This is a genomic window from Pedobacter vanadiisoli (assembly GCF_042684385.1).
Lineage (GTDB): Bacteria > Bacteroidota > Bacteroidia > Sphingobacteriales > Sphingobacteriaceae > Pedobacter > Pedobacter vanadiisoli.
In genome coordinates, this window is record NZ_JBHULL010000001.1 from 57392 (window position 1) to 78853 (window position 21462).

Annotated in this window: 16 protein-coding genes; 4 read left to right on the top strand and 12 right to left on the bottom strand. The window is 40.1% G+C overall.

Translation table 11 applies throughout. The annotated features are described in order from the left end of the window. Positions 1–7 precede the first annotated feature (7 nt). Genes ACFSR6_RS00245 through spt form a run of 7 tightly spaced genes read right to left on the bottom strand, consistent with a single transcriptional unit; the run spans position 8 to position 8040 of the window. A complete protein-coding gene (locus ACFSR6_RS00245; protein WP_379073592.1) occupies positions 8–2551 on the bottom strand; it encodes a DUF5686 and carboxypeptidase-like regulatory domain-containing protein in 2544 nt (847 codons plus the stop codon). Beyond that, positions 2552–2929, bottom strand: coding sequence for a GtrA family protein (locus ACFSR6_RS00250; protein ID WP_379073594.1), 378 nt, complete (start codon positions 2927–2929; stop codon positions 2552–2554). 2 nt (positions 2930–2931) lie between these two features. Then, complete coding sequence (locus tag ACFSR6_RS00255; protein ID WP_379073596.1) at positions 2932–3387, bottom strand: phosphatidylglycerophosphatase A family protein; 456 nt, start codon at positions 3385–3387, stop codon at positions 2932–2934. Then, positions 3387–4712: an inositol-3-phosphate synthase gene (locus tag ACFSR6_RS00260; protein ID WP_379073598.1), complete on the bottom strand. Its 1326-nt coding sequence runs from the start codon at positions 4710–4712 to the stop codon at positions 3387–3389. Before ACFSR6_RS00260 ends, ACFSR6_RS00255 begins: the two co-directional genes overlap by 1 nt. Positions 4713–4730: 18 nt before the next feature. Then, positions 4731–5720, bottom strand: a complete 990-nt coding sequence (locus ACFSR6_RS00265; protein ID WP_379073600.1) for an NAD-dependent epimerase/dehydratase family protein — start codon at positions 5718–5720, stop codon at positions 4731–4733. Continuing rightward, the gene (locus ACFSR6_RS00270; protein WP_379073602.1) at positions 5717–6838 is read right to left on the bottom strand and encodes a hypothetical protein; all 1122 of its coding nucleotides are present in this window, start codon (positions 6836–6838) and stop codon (positions 5717–5719) included. The genes ACFSR6_RS00265 and ACFSR6_RS00270 overlap by 4 nt, the downstream gene beginning before the upstream one ends. Then, a complete protein-coding gene (spt, locus tag ACFSR6_RS00275) occupies positions 6835–8040 on the bottom strand; it encodes a serine palmitoyltransferase (protein ID WP_379073651.1) in 1206 nt (401 codons plus the stop codon). Before spt ends, ACFSR6_RS00270 begins: the two co-directional genes overlap by 4 nt. Before the next feature lie 542 nt (positions 8041–8582). On the opposite strand from spt, the gene ACFSR6_RS00280 reads away from it, so the two are divergent. After that, entirely contained in the window at positions 8583–9479 is an 897-nt protein-coding gene (locus ACFSR6_RS00280; protein WP_379073604.1) for a helix-turn-helix domain-containing protein, read from the top strand. 685 nt (positions 9480–10164) lie between these two features. On the opposite strand, the gene ACFSR6_RS00285 is transcribed toward ACFSR6_RS00280, so the two are convergent. The 5 genes from ACFSR6_RS00285 to ACFSR6_RS00305 all read right to left on the bottom strand — a co-directional run bounded on the left by ACFSR6_RS00285 (position 10165) and on the right by ACFSR6_RS00305 (position 17973). After that, complete coding sequence (locus ACFSR6_RS00285) at positions 10165–11244, bottom strand: phytase (RefSeq protein WP_379073605.1); 1080 nt, start codon at positions 11242–11244, stop codon at positions 10165–10167. Position 11245: 1 nt separating this feature from the next. Beyond that, on the bottom strand, positions 11246–12505 hold the full coding sequence (locus ACFSR6_RS00290; protein ID WP_379073607.1) for a right-handed parallel beta-helix repeat-containing protein: 1260 nt from the start codon (positions 12503–12505) through the stop codon (positions 11246–11248). Between the two features lie 22 nt (positions 12506–12527). Next, a complete protein-coding gene (locus ACFSR6_RS00295; protein ID WP_379073609.1) occupies positions 12528–15305 on the bottom strand; it encodes a TonB-dependent receptor in 2778 nt (925 codons plus the stop codon). A 261-nt stretch (positions 15306–15566) separates the two neighbouring features. Beyond that, positions 15567–17171, bottom strand: coding sequence for a tetratricopeptide repeat protein (locus tag ACFSR6_RS00300; RefSeq protein WP_379073611.1), 1605 nt, complete (start codon positions 17169–17171; stop codon positions 15567–15569). Positions 17172–17505: 334 nt separating this feature from the next. After that, the gene (locus ACFSR6_RS00305; RefSeq protein ID WP_184465871.1) at positions 17506–17973 is read right to left on the bottom strand and encodes an Lrp/AsnC family transcriptional regulator; all 468 of its coding nucleotides are present in this window, start codon (positions 17971–17973) and stop codon (positions 17506–17508) included. Positions 17974–18170: 197 nt separating this feature from the next. Here ACFSR6_RS00305 and ACFSR6_RS00310 point away from each other — a divergent pair, with 197 nt between their 5' ends. From ACFSR6_RS00310 to ACFSR6_RS00320, 3 genes are read left to right on the top strand one after another with little or no spacing between them, the layout of a single operon-like run. Next, positions 18171–19217, top strand: a complete 1047-nt coding sequence (locus ACFSR6_RS00310) for a PLP-dependent cysteine synthase family protein (RefSeq protein ID WP_379073613.1) — start codon at positions 18171–18173, stop codon at positions 19215–19217. A gap of 25 nt (positions 19218–19242) precedes the next feature. Continuing rightward, positions 19243–19692 (top strand): protein-disulfide reductase DsbD domain-containing protein, encoded by a 450-nt coding sequence (locus tag ACFSR6_RS00315; protein WP_379073615.1) that lies wholly within the window; start codon positions 19243–19245, stop codon positions 19690–19692. A gap of 16 nt (positions 19693–19708) precedes the next feature. After that, positions 19709–21358 carry a protein-disulfide reductase DsbD family protein gene (locus ACFSR6_RS00320; RefSeq protein WP_379073617.1) on the top strand — a complete coding sequence of 550 codons (1650 nt, stop codon included), beginning with the start codon at positions 19709–19711 and terminating at the stop codon, positions 21356–21358. The last annotated feature ends 104 nt before the right edge of the window (positions 21359–21462 follow it).

Sequence of the window (21462 nt, forward strand, 5' to 3'; positions counted from 1 at the left end):
TTATTTCTTAAAAATCAAATTTTACCCTTGCCCTTATCCCCCACTCTGAAACCTCAGGATTATTGAGGTAATTGAAGCGTTTCACCAGATCTACCCTCAATAGTTTAAAGATGTTACCTACGCCAATACTTCCTTCCATATAGGGCTGGTTGCCTAGTGCATAAGTTCTTTGTGCACCATTTTCGTAAACCGGAAGACGGTACAATCCGGTTTGAAAATTCGGATTATTTTCATTCCGCAAACCACCATATAATGCTTTAAAGGATAGCACTTCCCTTAGCTTTAATTTTTTGAGCAATGGCACTTTATTAAAAAAGAAACCATTGAAATTTTGGTCTATATTGATGCTCACATAATGATCGCTCACAAATTCAAGAAAGTTCATCAGGTTATAGGAATTAAGCTGATAAGCATAAGTTTGGTTGGCACGGTGAATATCCAACAAAGGGAAAGGAACTTTTCCGGCAATATAACTGCCCTCTAAAGTTACATCGCTATAGCCCAGTTGTGATAAATAAAAACGTTTATCAATGCTTCCCAACAGGTTATGGTAATTGTATTCGCCACCGAGAACACCTTTTAAACCAGCTGTATAACGCAAATTAAATACCGGATAGCGATCTGGAATGGGCACGCGGTATATTTTTCCCTGATAAAATTTTTCGTTGGGTGCATACCTTAACTGAAGTGAAACTTCACTCGTAGTTAACCTGTTAACTAGTTGGTTATTCGAATTTAAGTAATTTAATCCACCGGCTGGTGTCTGACTCCATTTTTTTAAGCCAAGGTTATAAGAAAAGTGGTTTTCAAACTCTTTTACATAATCCAAACGATAAAAATCGTTGTACAGCAACATATCGTTTACCCCACGTTTAAACGAGAGGAGAAAATTATCTTCCTGTACAAACTGCAGCTCTTGTCCGGGTATTTTAGTATCCCGCTGAAAACTGGCCCTTACGTAGTTCTGCGGGAATTCGTAGATCGATTTATTATTCAGCGAATAGGTTGCTGAAAGGAAAAACTTCCATTTCTCATCTTTAATCCCATAAGCCAGGTAGTTTTCGAAGTAATAGCGTTTACTGAGCTCGGGGGTTGTCCGGCCTCCAAACCGTAGCCTTAAACCTTCTACATTGTTAAAGCTATAAAATGTATTTACAGGACCGATTTCGTAAGGTCCGAGATTTTGATAACCTGCAAATAAAAGGGTAACAATTTTCATTGTCCGTTTAAAGGACGGCAGATTTTGCAGGGTATCAATATTACCATAAATCTTCAACTGGTTCTTCGAAATGGTATCCAGCCTGTTTTTCTCCCAAAATTTATCATCCTTTTTAGCTGCATCGGCCAGTACCACGGTACTTTTCCCCTGAAAAATGGTATCGGGTAAAACCGTATCGAACTGGTAATTTTTAAAAGTAACGCTACGCTCACCTGTAAAGCCTATTCCTTTGGTCTTACCGATACCAAAATCGGCCAGTAAGTTACTTTTGCTTAAACTGTATTTGCCTTTATCGTTCGGTTCGAAATTCAAATCGATTTTAAGCGCACGTACAAAGTTGAGGTTAATGTTTTTATTTACCCCAAAAGAAGCCCCGGTAACAGCATAATGGCTATCGTTGGTTACATAAATCTTCCCTTCAAATAACATATCGCCGGTATTGCGTGGCGTAAAAGACAGCTCAATAACCTCAGGCTTTTGATTTTTTAATGTATCGGTGATAAAAAATTTATAAAATGCTGGTGCACCATCTGCAATAGGGCTCAGGAACTCATTACTGATTACAGAAATATTGTTTTTATAAATATCGATATCCTGGTACATCCTGTCGAAATAGGTTTTTAATCCTTTATTATCAATGTAACGGCTGTCAAATTGAACTTGTTTTTCCCCAATTACAATAGTTTTACTCTTTTCCGGATTTTTGCTCAGGTAATTATCGGCCAGCTTCTCCTGAATATAAATCGGAAGGAGGTTTTTTCCGCCAATCAATGTCGAATCCTGTTCTTGAAACAAAAACTGATAATTCCTGAACATCCTTTTATTCTTAAACTTATCTGATACATTGCTTAAGGAGAACAACATTTTTTCGTACTGCCTAAAAGAAACACTATTGTAGCTTTTAATACGGTTTTCTTCTTTGTGAGCAATTACCTGGCGGATCAATTCTACCGCCGGATTATCTTTATTACGGTATTTTACTTTTTTACCGCCCACAATAACCACCTCATCCAAGGCTCTTGAATCGGGTACCAGGGCAACATCAAATTCCTGCGTTGCCGCAGGCACAATATTTTTAAAAACAGTGCGATAACCTACATAATTAAAACTGAGCACACTTTGCGGGTCGGGAGAAATAAGGGTGTATTTTCCGTTCACATCTGTCTGAGTGCCTATCTTGGTATCTTTAAAGAACACGGAAACATTTGGCAGTGTTTCTTTGGTTACGGCATCGCGGACCGTTCCCGAAACGGTGGTTCTTTGCGCAAAAACATTTACCTGCAAAATAAAACTGAGCACCACGGATAACAAAAATGAATAAATCGGTTTCATTTAACTTGAAAAAATAAACTGCTTTTGCATGATATAATTGTAGCTGATGCCCGTTAAAACGGAGCTCAAAACTTTGGCGAGTACGTAATTGAGATTAAAAAAATGGGTGAGGATAAATATTCCAGCTGTTACAATGACCAGGTTGCCTGCCCATACCAAAATGTATTTCAATACCTGCCATTTAATGGCTGCAGATTCACTTTCGAAAACCCATTTGCGATTCACATAAAAATTAACTGCCCCGCCTGCAACTGTGCCGGTTATACTTGCTGCCAGGTACCACCAGCCAAAAAGCCTAACGGCAATGATGGTCAAGCCGAAATCTGTTGCCGAGGCCATTAAGGATGATGCCTGTGCTTTTAGATAAGTGAACATCATGGTTAAAATAACTCTAAAGCAACCACCAGTTGCAGTATAACATTTGCATAAATCCCCGCCAGTACATCATCGGCCATTACCCCCCAGCCACCTGGCAATACTTCGAGCTTTCGGATGTAAAGGGGTTTTAGGATATCGAAAAACCTAAAAAGAATAAGCCCTATTAAGGTGTATTCCCATTTTAAAGGCACAAATAACAGGGTGATGCACATTCCGGCAACCTCATCAATCACCACCCTGTTATGGTCTTTGCCCCAAATTTCCTCTACCCTATCTCCACTCATTACCCCTATCATCACGATCAACATTGTGAAAAGCACGGGCCATAAATATGGATTGGTATAGGGGCCCTGAAAAAGGTGCCAGCAGATACAGGTTGCTATAGCAGCATAAGTACCTGCACCTTTGCCGATATACCCGATTCCCAGAGCCGTTGAAAGAAATTTGTGGATAAACACTATACTGTTTCTATCAGTTCTTCTTCATAATCCTGACCTAAATGGGTGATCAATTCTTCGCCCATGATGTAACGTAAGGTATTTTGAAGTTTCATTAACTGTTTAAAAATGTCGTTCTCGGCAGGTACACCCGGAATCGTTTGCGGCGATTTCAGGTAGAATGATAACCATTCCTGAATGCCCGAAAGGTTGGCACGTTTCGCCAGATCGATAAACAAAGCAAGGTCTAATACAATCGGTGCAGCTAAAATTGAGTCGCGGCAAAGGAAATTGATTTTGATCTGCATTTTGTAACCTAACCAACCGAAAATATCGATGTTATCCCAGCTTTCTTTATTATCACCATGCGGCGGATAATAATTGATCCTGATTTTGTGGTACATATCGCCATACAGGTCGGGATTAACCTCTGGTTTAAAGATATCTTCCAATACCCCCAGTTTTGATACTTCTTTTGTTTTGAAGTTATCAGGATCGTCTAATACCAAACCGTCGCGGTTACCTAAAATATTAGTAGAAAACCAACCATTTACACCCAATGACCGCGCAGCTAAACCTGGCGCCAAGATGGTTTTCATCAGGGTCTGACCGGTTTTAAAATCTTTACCTGCAATCGGCGTATCAGTTTCTTTAGCCAATTCGATCAATGCAGGAATATCTACAGTTAAGTTCGGCGCACCATTGGCAAAAGGAATACCTAATTTCAGGGCAGCATAAGCATAGATCATACTTGGCGCAATACGCGAATCGTTATCTCTTAACCCCTGCTCAAACGCCGCTAACGATTGGTGTACTTCTGATGGTTCGAAATAAACTTCGGTAGAGCCACACCAAACCAGTACTATACGGTCGCAGTTATTTTCAGCTTTGAAGTTTTTAATATCATCCATTACGGCTAAAGCCAGTTCGTAACGGTTATCGATGTCTTTTACAAATTTACCGTCCAGGTTTTTTACATAATTTCTGTCGAAAGCAGCACGCATTGGTTTAATGGCCTGCAATTCTTCGCGCACATCGCGCAACAGGTTAGCATCCAGTACACGGGCATTTAATGCGGCTTCATAAACGTTGTCTTCGTAAACATCCCAGCCACCGAAAACGATGTCTTCAAGATTAGCTAAGGGCACAAAATCTTTAATTTTCGGTTGTTTATTCTCGGTTCTCTTTCCCAAACGGATGGTACCCATCTGTGTTAATGAACCTATTGGTTTCGACAAACCTTTTTTAATTGCTGTAACTCCTGCAATCATGGTTGTTGCTACAGCGCCAAGCCCTGGCGTTAAAATCCCCAGCTTACCTTCAGCTGCTTTTACTTGTTGTTTCATTCTATTTTATTTAAAATCTTATAACCAATTATTTTTACGGTACCAGTTTATGGTTTCGGTAAGGCCCTGTTCCAGGCTGAATTGGGGCACGAAACCAAAATCGTTCTGAATATTTTTAATATCACAGCCCCAGTTAAGGGCAGTGAGTTCTTTTATCTTATCTACATTTAAGGCTGGGATTTTATTAAACACGCCATACAACCTTTCCATGGACCATGCCAGGCCCTTAATCATTTGCACAGGTACATTCACAATCAATGTTTTTTTGTTTAAAGCTTTGCGCACATGTGCGGCCAGCGCAGAACGGTTATAAACCGCCCCATCAGATACGTTATAACTTTTACCCACTACATCAGAGGCAAGTGCCTTTATAATGATATCGGCTAAATCAGTGGCGTACACAAAGCTTAATTCCTGCTCCTGCTTTCCGATATACAGCTCCAGCCCGGCTTTAATGGTTTTAATCAGTATAAAAATGTCTTTCTCCCGGGGTCCGTACACTGCTGTGGGCCTGAATGTAATTAAGGGCAGATCAGGAATCTGAGCCAGGTAGGTTTCAGCAAGGGCTTTGCTGATCCCATAATTGGTTACCGGATTTGAGGCAGCCCTGTCAGTGAGTTTTTCATTCTTTTGATTTAATGGCCCAAGCGCGGCCAAACTGCTTACAAATACAAATTTCTTTATACGATGAGCTGATTTTGAAGCCGCTAAAGCCAGGTTTCGGGTATAAATGGCATTTACCTGGTTGTAATCATCCCTTTTTTTTGCCTTGGTTACTGCAGCCGCATGTACAATGTAGTCGTATCTGTTTTCTTCTATATTTTCTTTCAACAGGTATATGGAAGAAAGGTCAAGGTTAACATAGTTGATCGGAAAATCTTTAAGATGCGCTGCAGTGGCTGGTTGACGCACATTTGCATACACTTCAAGATCGTTTGCCAAAGCAGATTTAATCAGGTGATAACCCACAAATCCTGTTGCTCCAGTAATCAACACCCGCTTTTTCATATCGCTTTTTCTAAAATCCTGTATTTTCGATATAACTTTCCACCAATATCTTCAATAGGCTTATTAATCAAATCGTTATGATCTAAAGTCCAGCTGGCCTCTGCATATTTCATTTTTTTGGCTTCAAAATGTTTAATGATCCGGCCATATAAACAGGCTTCGATACCCATTTTACGGTAACCATCAACCACGCCAAGCAACAAAATCCGGATACCATCGATTTTCTTTTTATTTACTAAAAGCTTGATCAGACCCGTTGGGAACAGTCTTCCGCGTTTAATTTTGATCAAAATCTGGTTAATATCGGGTATGGCTAAAGCAAAGCCCACAATCTTGCCATGCTGCTCGGCCAGGATACAAAAATCAGGGTCGAGTATCATTTTTAGGTCGTTTGCCGTATAGTCGAATTCTTTATCCGTCATAGGTACAAAACCAAGGTTTTTATCCCATGCCTTGTTATACACCTCTCTTACCGCATTACATTCTTCCTTGAATTTCTTCATGTTGATTTTACGAAGAATAATATCGTTCCGTTTCAAACGTTCCTCTATCCTATCCATCAGCTTTAGCGAGCGGTCGTTATAATTGCCAGCAGTATACCGGTAAGCCCTCAAATCAACATTCTTTTGAAAACCCATTTGCTCCAGAAAAGTCAGATAATACTGTGCATTATATGGCATCATGGCTACGGGCGGACCATCAAAACCTTCAATCAGCAAGCCGCATACTTCGTTGGTAGAGAAATTAACCGGACCTAAAATTTTGGTCAGTCCCTTTTCTTTTAACCAGGTCTGCGCTGCTTCAAAAAGCTGTTTAGCTGCCGCTGCATCATTAATACAATCGAAAAAGCCAAAAAAGCCGTCTTTAGATCCATAGACTTTATTATGGTTGTTATTGTTGATTGCTGCAATACGTCCGATGACCTTACCTTCATCATAAAGCAGAAAAAGCTGTATTTCAGAATGTTCGTAAAAAGGATGTTTACCTGGAGTAAGCAGATCGCGCTGGGCAATAAAAAGTTCGGGAACGTAATTTACGTCGCCCGCGTATAATGCATGCGGAAAATCTACAAACGCTGCTAATGCTTTTTTACCAGAAACCGTTACCAGTTCTCTCATGATCTGCTTCCTACTAATTCAAGATTAACAGCCTTAAAAGCTGCACTTAGTTTATCTATGGCCCATTCAATCTGATCGAAGGAATGTGTAGCCATCAAAGAAAACCGGATTAAAGAAGCATCTGACGGCACTGCCGGAGAAACCACCGGGTTAACGAAAACCCCGTTCTGCTGAAGGATATTCGTAATCATAAAGGTTTTGATATTATCGCGGATGTAAACGGGAATAATCGGGCTATTGCTGTGCCCAATATCGAAACCTGCTTCGAGCAAAAGTTTCTTTGCATATTCGGTATTGGCCCAAAGTTTATCAATCCGTTCAGGCTCCGATTCGATAATATCTAATGCTGCAATCACGCTTGCTACGGCAGATGGCGGCATACTTGCACTGAACATCAGTGAGCGGGCGCGATGCTTGATGTATTCGATGGTTTCGGTACTGCCAGCAACAAAACCACCCAGCGAAGCCAGCGATTTGCTAAAAGTGCCCATAATGAGGTCAACATCGCCGGTAAGATTGAAATGTGATGCCGTTCCAGATCCATTAAAGCCAATTACGCCAAGGCTATGTGCGTCATCCATCATAATATTGGCACCAAACTCATTGGCAATTTCTACCATTTCGGGCAGGTTAACCAGGTCGCCTTCCATGCTGAAAATGCCATCAGAAACAATCAGTTTAGCGGCATCTTCAGGCAACCGGCTTAGTTTTCGGCGCAGATCCTGCATATCGTTATGCGCATATTTAATGGTACGCGAAAACGCCAAACGGCTTCCATCAATAATAGAGGCATGATCGTACTCATCAAGCAACAGGTAATCGTTACGATCCAATAAACAGGATATTACTCCTAAGTTGACCTGGAAACCGGTACTAAAAAGCACAGCAGCTTCTTTACCCACATATTCGGCCAGACGATTTTCCAATTCGAGGTGTATATCGAGCGAACCGTTTAAAAATCGCGATCCTGCACAACCGGTTCCATATTTTTCGATGGCTGCTTTTGCAGCTTCTTTTATTTTAGGATGATTGGTTAAACCTAAATAGGAATTTGAACCAAACATGAGTACCTTTTCCCCATTCATAACCACCTCGGTATCCTGGGCAGATTCTATCGACCTGAAATAAGGATATAATCCCTTTTCTTTTATCACCGCCGCATCCTTAAAAGAGGCAATTCTATCTTGTAATTTTTTGCGCATACTGAACGTTATTGTTCTACAGTTTTTAAAACCCTGTTCTGAAAGTTTGGCCTGTGCCAGAATGCTACCTGCAGATATTAAAATCAACGATATAGATTAAGGCTGCATTAACCAAACAATTTGATAACACAATTTTAACGCGGAATTGAAGGCAAAAAAAGGTTCAAATGTGGGATATATTGGTCAAAAAGTTGGATCGGGAAAATGTGACATTCAGATGAATTGACTAATTGACATTCTGACTTTTATTATAAAATAGTAAAAAGGTTAAAAACAGTCAAAAAAGCATTAAAAACAATATAAAAACCTGTATTTAAGCACATTAAAATATTTAAATTTATTAATCAAAAACACAAAAATCAATCAGAAATTAGTCATTTTAAAAAAAATTACTTGCAAAATTGATCCCGAACATTACATTTGTCAGCGTAAAATCAGACAGATAAAGGACGAAAAACTACCCCCAAAAGGGTGGCTGAAATTGTAGTGCAAAAGATAATCGAATCTGTTAAGAAATTATTAAAAAACGCTGAACGATTTTTATGCAACAAGAGTTACTCAATACCACTTTTTCAGAAAAAGAACATGAGGAAGCACTTTCTTTAAACGATGGCCTGATGGCAAAAATCCATCATAGCAGAGATCCCCATTATTGCAGTTCTGAACCTTTCCGTATATCGAGTTATGCTTTAGTCCTGATCACAAAAGGAAAGATGAACCTGAGGATAAATTTTGTAGAACATGTATTAAATCAAAGAGATATCCTGCTCATTTTTCCGCATGCCGTTTATGAGATAAAGGACAATAGCGATGTTTCTTTCATCAGCATCCACTTTAATAAAAGTTATTTAAAAACCAAAGGGGTATTCTTTAATAGCGGAGAAGCTTACAGAATGTTCCAGAACGATCCTACCCATAAATTTTCATTATCAAAAGAGGAATATACATTCATTTATTACGATATGCTTGCCCTGCACAAAAAACTGAATGTATCTAAAGATACCCCTCAGATTAAAAACATTGTGCACAATAGCTTCCTGGAGCTACTGTATGATATCTTTCTGATAAAAAACAAACATAAAGATCCCTTACCTTTTGCTCACGACAGCAAGACTGAACTCACCAATCGTTTTTTATCACTGGTTTCAGAAAACTTTAAACAGGAAAAGCGTGTAATTTATTACGCCAACTGTTTACGTATTACGCCAAGGCATTTATCTCAGGTTGTTAAACAGGTAACTGATAGAACGGCAGGGAAAATTATTGATGAAATGGTAATCAGGGAAGCGAAATTGCTGTTAACCAGCCATGTGATGAATATTTCGGAGGTAGCCATGGAACTTCACTTCAGCAACTCCTCATTTTTTGGCAAATATTTCAAAAAACAGACGGGAATTACCCCGTCTGAGTATAAATTATCGAATAATATTGCGGTGTAGATCAGCCTCATTACACTACAAGTACCCGCGCAACTTCATAAAGTTAAGTATTGTCGTTGTCAGTCTGAGGGGGTAATTTATTTTGTAAGAATCAATATAAATGACGCATATTCTTTTTTGTCCAGAGGCTCATTCTTACCTCGGCTACCGATGAAAAATCGGTACAGGTCCGCCGCCGCCGAAAGGCTCTTTCTTTTTGGCATCAAAAAGAAACAAAACCGAGGCATTGCCGAGCTCATTAATACAAATGAAAACAATAGAAGATCATTAATAAAATGCCGGCTGAAAATTTTTCTTTAAGGGTCGGCTGTGTGGCTGGGTCAGCAGAATCCGAAAAATTTGTCAGGCCGGATTTAAGTGGAACGCGAATACGGTGCTGTAGCCTAGCTGGGTGGAAATGTATAGTATCGCAAATATCTTATTAGCAAGCAATTACCAAATAACATCAATGATAGCCTGTCGAAGCCCTTTGGCAGTCGAAAGCAAAAAACATTTGTCCTTCGACAGGCTCAGGATGACAATAATTTTTGCTTGCTCTTTGATTTCACTACCATAGCAGTGCTATTTCTGCTTCCTAAACCTGATCAAAGCGGGATGCCAATTTCCTTCAAATTGGCAGAAGCGGGAGCAGGACTGAACCGCCCTAAATGCTCCTGCAACTGCTTTCCAAAAACAAATGTTAATGTTATGGATTTACACTAGTCAATTTTTTACCAGCTATATCTTCCCACCTGTAAAAATGAAAGGTTTTATCATCGCTCATCGCCACTAACAAACCGTGCTTAAAATCGTTATTTAAAGGAACTGAAACCACATCAATACCGTCTGTCTGATTGGCCGAATATTTAATTGTGGTTAATAGCGGATGCGGGTGGGCTGCATTGGTTTTAGCTACCCGGTCGTATACCTTTAACTGCCTGGATCCCTGATCAGATACCAGGATATAGCCTTTATTTCCTGGGGTTTTATAAATGGCGATTCCCTCATTGTCGACAGAAAAATCGCCTTGTCCGAATAATGCCAATTCCTGATCTCCTTTGGCCGGATCCGCATAATACTTGCGCACCCCTACCTGCTCATCACAATAATAAACAAAACCCAGTTCGTTATCAACGGCAATGGCTTCGATTTCTTTTTTACCACTGTACCGGCCGAATTTCCGAACCAAATTGGCTTTAACATTTCCTTTTCCGTCATCTGACAATAAATATTGCCAAAGGTAGCCACCGTTTTTAGGTCCTGTTTTACGGCCAACAATGGCATAAATTTTTCCATTTGGGTCAGTATACATCGAAATTCCCATCAGATCGCGGTACTCGGCCCCTGTTTCGCCCTCAAAAACCGGAATTCCGCCATTATCGATTGCTTTCATATCGGGAAGGGAAAATATGCGCAGTTTATGCGTGTAACGTTCTGTTGTTACCGCCACATCTGTCTTTTTCCCTGCCAGCTGCAAACCATAGGCAATATCTACATTATTAGGCCGTTTCAGGCCTTTTACAGTTTTTGATCTGATGATTTTACCTTTCAGGTCGAAAACATATAAACCTCCATTGCTATCTTTATCGGTACCGACTACTAAAGAATGTGCCGGATCGTCCGGATTTACCCAAATTGCGGGATCATCGGTATCAAAATCAACAGGATCAGATACATATAAAGGTTTAACTACTGTACTATTTCCGTTTTGTGCGCCTCCCTTACAAGAAATGGCCAGGCTTAAAACCGCAAAAGCGGTAAGTTTTAAGATATTGTTATATTTCATTTTATATTTTAGTTCCGTATGCCCCAACAAACGTAGATGGTGAAGGGGAAATATAGGTGATGCCATTTTTCATTATAATGCCAGCTTGGTGATGGCGGGTAAAATTAGTGATGCCTTTACCCAAAGCCGGCGAGTTGCCCTGCAGGTGGAAATCCCATGCGGTATTGAAATCGGGATTGGTAACTGCTGTATTTAAAGGATAATTTACAAATTTAGGATCGTTTGCACCTGCAACATTGCTGATAACATCGTTTTTACCACCTACAATATCGCCTGTTGGCTGAAACTGGTTTACAGTGGTTTGGTCAAAACCATAATACCAGTTATTGCTGTAAGCAGAACGGCTATCCTCTGGCTTTTTCGGATCTCTTTTCACACCAAAACGGGTATTGGCGAAAAGATTATTATACAGATCGGCACGCACAGTACTCTCCAGCCAGACTGAGCCACCTTTAGCAGTTGGTCTTCTCCAGCCTGTGTTTACCATGGTATTATTGTAGGCAATAATGTAGGTTTGTGGTGTTTTATCTCCTGTGTTCGATAATTTTAAGGCGTTGGTATTGGTGCTATACACTAAATTATAGGCTATATCTGCCAAACAGCCCGATTTAAAGTTCATGGCCTCCCCGCCGGTTACACCTGTGGTATAAAACACATTATTGGCAAAAATGATCTTTCCGCCCTCAATATAGGTACAATCTTCCTGCAGGTTTCTGAAAATACTGTTTTGAACAACCAATTTGCCATTTGCGTTGGCAAACCAGAGTGCAGGTAAGTTCTCGCCGGCTTTCGCTTTGTAAAGTCCCATTTTTACCGATGTCGAAGCATCTGAGGTAGTTGATCCCCCATATTCGAGAATAACATGATCAAGCACCAGCTCCTCGCATGTTGGGCCAGCCAAAATACCGCCCCAAAGCTTTCCGAATTTTTTTGATGGGGTTTTATAAAATTCATTTACAGTAAATTTGATCGGGTTCTCAGTGGTGCCTAAAGCATACAGGTTACCTTTTATAATAATTTCTGGTTTAGCCACTGTATCCATCAGCACCGTTACGCCTTCTTCAATGGTTAGCGTTTTCCCTTCCGGGATAACGATGTCGCCTTTAATCACCTGTGTACTGCCTTTTGCCCAAACCCCAGAAACTTCGCCAATGGCCGAGCCGTCAACAGTGGTGGTATCTACATCTATATTGGCCTTTTTGCATCCTGTTAAGGCCAGCAAAACAAGGGCTAATAGTTTAAAAAACGGTTTCGTTTTCATGTCTTTATATATTTAAATGCTATTAATTAAACTTATACCTAAAGCCAACAAGGTAGTTTTGACCATAATAATCGCTTCTGATCAAGGTGTTTCCATTTTTAACCAGATCTTCGCCGATATCGTTATTTGCCGGATTTGTACCTTTTATAAACAGTTTTGTTGGTGTATTTAAGATATTGTTGGCTTTTACAAAAACACTGATCCCCCCTTTAAAACGTTTCTCTGCAGATGCATCCATCTGTACAAATCCTTCCTGCCATAAATCGTTATTTAAGAATTGTGAAACGGTGTTGATACGTGGCCCGGTATAGGCACCTGCAACCTGAACGTCCCAGCCCTTTTTAGTGTCTTTGAACAATAACGACAGGTTGGCGATATGTGCCGACTGGCCATAAAGCGGACGTTCCTGGTTAACGTTAGCTGGTTCTGTATCTCCGGTAGTGCTATTAATAACCCTGGTGGTTTTAGTCGTGTTGATGCGCGAATGCGTGTAAGTATAATTGGCTTTCAAGCCTATTTTGCTGAAATATTTAATGTAATCTACCTCTGCGCCATAATTATTGGCCGTACCAAAGTTTCCTGGACTGTAATAAATATCCTGACCACGAACCGCATCGGCCTGGAAAGTATATTCAATTGGATTTTTGATCCGCTTATAAAAAGCACCAACCAGCAACTGTTCTGAAGCACCTGGAAAAAGTTCGTACCTTAAATCAAAATTATCGGCCAGTGCACGTTGCAGGTTAGGATTACCACGCTCCTGAAATTCTTCATTTACAACTTTTCCGGGTACGATTTCATAAAAACCCGGGCGGTTAAGGGCTTTGTAATAAGAAGCATGCAGCTGTGCTTTTTCTGTTAAAAAATATTTTGCAGTTAAACTAGGCAATACATCGGTATAAATCTGATTTCCTTTCGGGAAAGATTCTCCTGCCGGAAAAAGAAGGTTATAACCCTGATTGGTGTGCTCTACCCTTGCACCACCTATCACTTCAAGTTTGGCCGAAGTATATTTAAACATTCCATAACCGGCAGTGGTTTTCTCTGTAGCGTCGTAAGTTAGAGAGTTAGCTACCGCACCTGTTGGATTGCTTACCACCAGGTTCAAGTCTGTATAATTTTGGAAATTCACACCATAAACATCATTTGCATGATCTGCTCCCTGGGCCAAATTGTAATTATTAAAGAAGCTGCTCCTTTGTTTATCTCGGTATAAACCTCCAGCCATAATATCCAGTTTATGGATTCCTGATAAAACATGGTAAGTCAGGTCCAGGTAACCCGCTAAATCTTCGTCGGTATTGCGTTCCCATCTGCGGGTAACCGGGTTGGTATTCACTAAACTGGTTCGCTTGCGCTGAAAATTCTGCTCCAATCCATTCAGGCTGATACTGGTATTTTCGGGCACATCATTTTTAGCTGAAGAATAAACAGCCGACCATTGCACCTTAAATTTATCATCAAAAAATTTATGGTCGCCGTGCAGCGTAGAATTGTAAACCTGCTGTTCTGTTAAACGGCTACGGGTATCGAAAACCAGCTGTGCATTTCCTGCTACAGGATCATAATCTTTGTTATAGGTGGTGGTTACGGCATCTCTAACCTGTTGGTTTTTCAGATTAACATATACATTGTACAAACTGATCTGGTGATCTTTATTAAAGACGTAATCGATTTTTCCATGTAAGCCCGTACGTTGCTGCTGTTCTGAATACTCACGGTAACTCTTACTGGTAATGGTAGCATAAGCATCTGTGCCCACAACTGAATTATTGTAAAAAGTACTATTGCTGCCGCGATAGGTATTTTGATAACTCCCTGCCAACACTACACCTAACCTGTTATCTAAAAAGCGTTTACTTACAGATAAACTCCCGATTAAATGAGGTGCCGGATTTTTATATTGATAGTCGAGTGTTCCTTTTGTGAAATCATTCTGCGTAGCATTATAGCTTTTACCGTTTATTTCGTAAGGCGATTTATAATTAATACCTGAAGCATTATAACTGGTAAACTTACGATCGAAAAACAATTGACTATAACCGGTAGAAACATTGGCATTTACCTGCAACAAACCCGGGGCATTTTTCATCACCATATTAATGGCACCGCCAATCGCATCACCCTCCAAATTTGGAGTAAGCGTTTTATACACCTCTAAACGATCAAGTAAATCAGAAGGAAAAAGATCAAGCGGAACATAACGGTATTTATTATCGGGGCTTGGGATTTTAACGCCATTTACCAAAGTATAATTGTAGCGTTTATCCATTCCCCTCAATATGGCATATTGCCCATCGCCATTGCTGTTGCGTTCTATAGATACACCCGAAATGCGTTGCATCACATTGGCCACTGTTAAATCCGGCGAAATTTCGATTGCCCTACCTGATACGATATTCATCAACTGTGCCGCATTTTTTTCCAGATGCCTTGCTCCCTGATCGGTAGAACTGACTGCATTCGACTTAATGCTAATATCATCGAGATTTTTCGAATCGCTCTCCATGTAAAACTTTAAGTGATCGTTGTCTTCTTTCAGTATCACTATAGTTTTTTCGATGGTTCTGTAAGTGATGTAGCTTACACTGATTTTGGCAGTACCTGCTTTTACATCCTTAAATTCGAAAGTACCATCTAATCCGGTATTGGTTGTGCGCCTTGGGTTGTCTAAAACCACTGTTGCACCTACAATGGCTTCTCCCGTTTGCTTATCGTAAACGTGGCCTTTCAGTTTTGTGGCATGAGCTGTTGCTGCACAAAAAAGAAGTAAAAACAGAATTTGTAATTGTTTATTCATTGTGTTTGGTCATGTCTTTTTATTATCGACGGCCAAAGATGTATACACCATTTTACACAAAAAAATTATCAGGGTTACATAAAGGCAACAGCGTTACAACAGCCATATATAAAAAAGCAACATAAAACAACAAAATACTGATTATCAAAGCATTAACAACAACAAAAAACGCCATTATGCTTTTATTACCGTTACATTAACGAATTGTTAAGCCCCTAAAACCATTAAAAAACCGTTCGTATATTACAGCTGATGTAACGCTTATAATGCCTGGATAAATGCCGATAAATTATCGCCCTGTGCCAGATTTAGCTTTTTCCTTAACCTGTATCTCGATACCCTCAGGCTATCGGTAGAAATACCAAGTAAGGTTGCAATATCGCCTGAATCGAGGTTCATTTTTAACAGTGCAATCAGGCGCATATCAGCAGAAGTAAGCTCACTGCTATATTTTTTAAGGCTTTCGAGAAATTGGTGGTGCACCTGTTCGAAAGCCAGTGTAAATTCTTTCCAGTTGCGTTCGTGGTTAAAGCTCTGATTAATCTCTGCCAGGATCTGGTTCATCTGCTTTTTCTGATCGCGTTTATCCTCTTTTACCATGGCTTGCAAGGTACTCCTGAGGTTTTCAAGGAATTGGTTATGTTTGATCAGGTTTAAGGTATGTGTAGATAACTCCCTGCTTTTAACCTCCAGCAATTGTTTCAGATTTTGTTCCTCGAGCTGAAGATTTTTGAGCTCAAGACTGGTCATCCCATGTTCTATTTCCTTCTGCCTTGCCAGCATCTGCTGATCTTTTAACTTTAACCGCTGCCTGCTGAAAATAACAAAGCCCAGAACAACCAGTAATATCACCACAATGGTAGCAGAAAAAGCAATAATCCTGTTCACCTTGCGGTCGTTTTTCAGTTTGTTGATCTCATCCGATTTTTTATTGATATCATAAAGCACCTGCAAAAAAGCCGCCTGGCGGGCGCCATCTTCAGAATACAGATCGATGGTGTACTTATAACCAAGTTTTACATAGTGGTAGGCGCTGTCCATATTGTTTAACAGCTCGTAGGCCTTGCCCAAATCCCTGCAACAGGAGCTTAACTGATAAATATTGCCCATTTTTTCGGCCAGCTTAAGTGCAGTTTCTGTTTGGGCAATACTTTCTTTATACCGGCCGGTTTTACGGAGAATATCACCTAAATTATTAATTACCTCAATACTCCCCAGGTTATTATGATCTTCCTGATATAACTTTAACGACTGTTTAAAGTGTACATAGGCCGAATCATAACGTTCCAGATCTTCATAGATACTGCCCAGGTTTTCATGTATTTTTGCAGCTGCACTTTTGTCGTTAATCTTTCCGTTTATCTTTAAAGCCAGTTTTTGATAGTAAAATGCGCTGTCGTAAAGTTGTCTTTTCTCGTATAACTGCCCAATATTACCCAAAACAGTTACCTGTCCGACCAGGTTATTTGATCTTTTATAAATGCCAATGGCTTTACTGTAGCTATGCATGGCCTTGTCTTTCTGCTTCATGTAATAGTAGAGCACCCCGGCATCGTTAAGGTTAGCAGCCAATAAAAGCGATTGATTGGCATTACCGAATATTTTATCTGCTTTTAAAAAGAACTCTAACGATTGGCTAAAATGCCCTTGCGTATAACAGATCTTACCCATCTGCTGCAAACATTTACCTTCCAAAAGCTCATCGTTATCATCGATAGCTTTAGCGTATATTTTTTTTAATCGGGCGAGGGCAGCAGTCGGATCTTTCTGATTCAGCGCAATAATCGATTCGAATTTCTCTTCCTGGGCAATCGCATTTGAAATGAAAAGCAGAAAAAGTACGAGAACACTAAAGGGTTTGATCATGTTAAAAGCATTTATATCAGGCAATGCCAAACAAAGAAAGAACCCCGATGTTAACTTAAGGTTAAGTTGAAGAATTAACTGATCGCAGCAGATATCAAATCGAATTCAGTTATTATTGATAAATGCATAATTGCTATAAGAAAATGAAGGGAAGTTTAATTTATTTATATAACAAGTTTCGCGCATCCACTAATTATTTCATTTATAACGATTTAAGCAATTCAAAAGATACCCGCACATGAAAGTATAAACCTGCATGAACTAAAACCAGACCAACAGCGTTATCTTTTTTTAGTATACAGGCTAACTTCTAAAAATAACTAAAGAACCAACATTACAGCGGGTAAGCTGTTTCGCTCTTTGGCTCTGAGAGTACAAAGTAACTTTGAACGGTTGTAATATTGGGCAATGTAGCCAGCTTATTCCGTAAAAATTCATGATAGGCATCCATATCTTTAGTCGCAATACGCAAGATAAAATCGTGGGCACCGGTCATTTGAAGGCACTCCATCACTTCTGCAAACTTGGAAACTTCAGTTTCGAATTCGATCAGCGTTTTAGCCGTATGTTCTTTCAGCAATACATGCGAGAAAGCTATCAGGTTACTGTTGATTTTTTTACGGTCGAGAATCGCCACAATTCTTTTAATATAACCTTGCTCCTTTAACCTTCTTATACGCTCGTGTATGGTTGCTATTGATTTATGCAGCTTTAATGCCACTTCTTTATGGGTCAGGGCGGCATCATGCTGCAGCAATTTTAATATCTCGATATCAACCTGGTCTAAATCTCCTTGTATCATACACTAAATGGATTGAAAAAAAATATAATAGGCGTTAAAAAAATTGATGTAAACTGAAATAAAAATCAATAATAACTCAAAAAAACAGAAAATTTCTGTAAAAAACGACTTCTATTGACACAAATAATAATATTACTGAGTTTTACCGAAATTTTAATTAATTAAAACAGCTCTTTCTGATTTAATTTAAAACATCCATGAAAACGTTAACAGCTAATGAAATGACTTCTGCCAAAAACGGGAAATTTGAACATTTATCGCTTCTGGTTGGCAATACACCCATGCTGGAGCTGACCTATACCTACCAGGGAAGTACAGGCAAAATCTATGTTAAATGTGAACATTATAACCTAACGGGCAGTATTAAGGACAGGATGGCACTTTACACTTTGAAAAAAGCTTATGCCGAGGGTAAAATCAAAGACGGAGACCGTATAGTTGAAGCCACGAGTGGCAATACTGGAATTGCATTTGCAGCAATAGGCAAAGCATTGGGCCACCCGGTTACCATCATTATGCCCAACTGGTTAAGTAAGGAGCGCATGGATATTATTAAAAGTTTAGGCGCCGAAATAATTCTGGTAAGCAAAGAAGAAGGCGGTTTTATCGGTAGCATTAAACTTGCAGAGAAAATGGCCGCAAACAGTCCCGATATCTTTTTACCAAAACAGTTTGAAAATATTGCCAATCCGGAAGCACATGAATATACTACAGGCAGGGAAATCTGGGGACAATTGCAATTGAAAAATCTATCGCCTGATGCTTTTGTAGCCGGAGTAGGTACCGGGGGAACCATCATGGGGGTAGGTAACTTTTTAAGAAAGCAAAATGCCAATATTAAAATACACCCGCTTGAACCTGCAGAATCGCCAACCTTAACTACTGGCTATAAAGTAGGCACCCATAGAATCCAGGGCATTTCTGACGAGTTCATTCCTGAAATTGTCAAGCTGTGCGAACTGGATGAGGTGGTACAGGTAAACGATGGCGATGCCATACTCATGGCGCAAAAACTAGCTGAGAAATTAGGTTTAGCAGTAGGCATATCTTCAGGTGCCAATGTAATAGGTGCCATTAAACAACAGCAAAAAATGGGAATTGAAAGCTGTGTGGTCACCATCTTTTCTGACAGCAATAAAAAATATTTAAGTACCGATTTAATGAAGCAGGAACCAGTTAAATCAGGATACATTACCCCTGATGTAGAGTTTCTGGATTACCAGGCCTTTAGCAGATTAAATTAACCAACATAACCAATACAACCACAACATGAAAAAAATCATCTTTTTGTTCTGTGCCGTATGCCTGATCAGCCTTAGTGCAAACAGCCAGATTTTAAAGCCTGTAACCTGGAGTTATGCGGCAAAAAAAACCGGTCCAAATACCGCTACTGTTTTCATCAAAGCCACGGTAGACCAAGGCTGGCACCTCTATTCGCAATTTGTTAAAGACGGAGGCCCGGTTAAAACAACCTTTACTTTCCCCTCATCTGCTGCTTATACCCTGGTTGGAAAAACAATCGAACCAAAAGCGATAACCAAATTCGAATCTACATTTAAAATGGACGTAAGCTACTTTGAAAAGTCGGTAGTGTTTCAACAAAAAGTGAAGCTGACAGGCAAAACCGCAACCGTTAAAGGCAGTGTAGAATTTATGGTTTGCGATGATAAGCAATGTTTGCCGCCAGAACAGGTTGACTTTAGTATTCCTGTAAAATAATAGCGCAACCAAGCATATGATATCCTTTAAAAAAATCTGTCTCGGTTTGCTGTTCTGTGGTGCCATATCCTTAACCGGATATGCACAGGACAGCTCTGATACCGATGACCTTACGTTTACAGAGATTAAGCCTGAAACGCCTGATAGTACAATTAAAGCAACTGATACGGTTGCCAAAACAGCAACCGCAGTACCAGCCACCGTTAAACAAACTGTTGCGCCATCAAAAGAAGAACACAAAACCTTATGGGGAATTTTTATTGCGGGCTTTGTTGGCGGTTTAGCTGCATTATTGATGCCCTGCATTTTCCCCATGCTGCCCCTTACAGTAAGTTTTTTCACTAAAGGATCGGAAAAAGGAAAAGCCTTTCGGCGGGCAGCCTTATATGGTTTTTTCATTATCCTCATTTATGTAGTACTCGGACTTTTGGTTACCGTAATTTTTGGTGCCGATGCTTTAAACAGTCTATCTACCAATGGAATATTCAATTTCTTTTTCTTCCTGTTACTTGTTGCTTTTGCAGCTTCGTTTTTAGGTGCTTTCGAAATTACACTGCCCTCTTCGTGGGTAAATAAAATGGATGCCAATTCTGACAAAGGCGGCACTGCAGGATTATTTTTTATGGCCGGCACACTGGCATTGGTATCCTTCTCGTGCACCGGCCCCATTATAGGTACCCTGTTGGTACAGGCCGCTACAACGGGTGCCTTATTAGGACCCGCAACGGGTATGTTTGGCTTTTCCTTAGCCCTGGCCATTCCTTTTGCCTTATTTGCACTATTCCCTTCTGCAATGAACAAATTGCCTAAATCTGGTGGCTGGCTAAATAGTGTTAAGGTTGTGCTCGGCTTCCTGGAGCTTGCTTTTGCGTTAAAATTCTTAAGTAACGTAGATCTGGCCTACCATTGGGAATGGTTTGATCGTGAGGTATTCTTAAGCCTGTGGATTGTTATTTTCGGAATGATGGGCATTTATCTTTTGGGTAAACTAAAGTTTTCGCATGATAGTCCGCTGGCATTTATCTCAGTACCGAGGCTTTTTCTCGCTACTGTAGTATTGGCCTTTACCATTTACCTGATACCAGGCATGTGGGGCGCACCATTGAGGAGCATTTCTGCTTTTCTTCCGCCGCAGGAAACCCAGGACTTTGATCTGTATACCACCAATTTATTGGCCGGAAAACAGACAATACCAAATGATGGCCCGCATAAATATGCAGATAAATTTCATGCGCCGTTAAAACTGAATGTCTATTTCGATTATGATGAGGGCCTGGCCGCAGCGAAAAAGCTGAACAAACCAGTAATGATTGATTTTACCGGTCATGCCTGCGTAAACTGCAGAAAAATGGAAGCCAATGTTTGGCCGGATAAAGAGGTATATAAGATGATCAGTACCGATTATGTATTGATCCAGCTATATGTGGATGATAAAACAGCACTGGCTCCGGCTGATGTAACCAGTACACCTGAAGGAAAGAAACTCACCACCATCGGTAAAAAATGGAGCGACCTTCAAGCCAGAAAATTCCAATCCAATTCGCAACCTTTTTATGTGCTGCTCGATCCAAAAACAGAAGCACTATTGGCCCCACCACAGGGCGCCGATTATGAAATAGCCAATTATAAAAAATTCTTAACGAGTGGTTTAAACGCTTTCCACTAATGGATAGACCTAAAAGCGTTGACTTTAGTTTTAGTTAATGACGTAAGGACAGTACCGGATGGTCTGTCCTTTTTTCTTTAGCTGAAGCTGTGGTTAGCTGTATT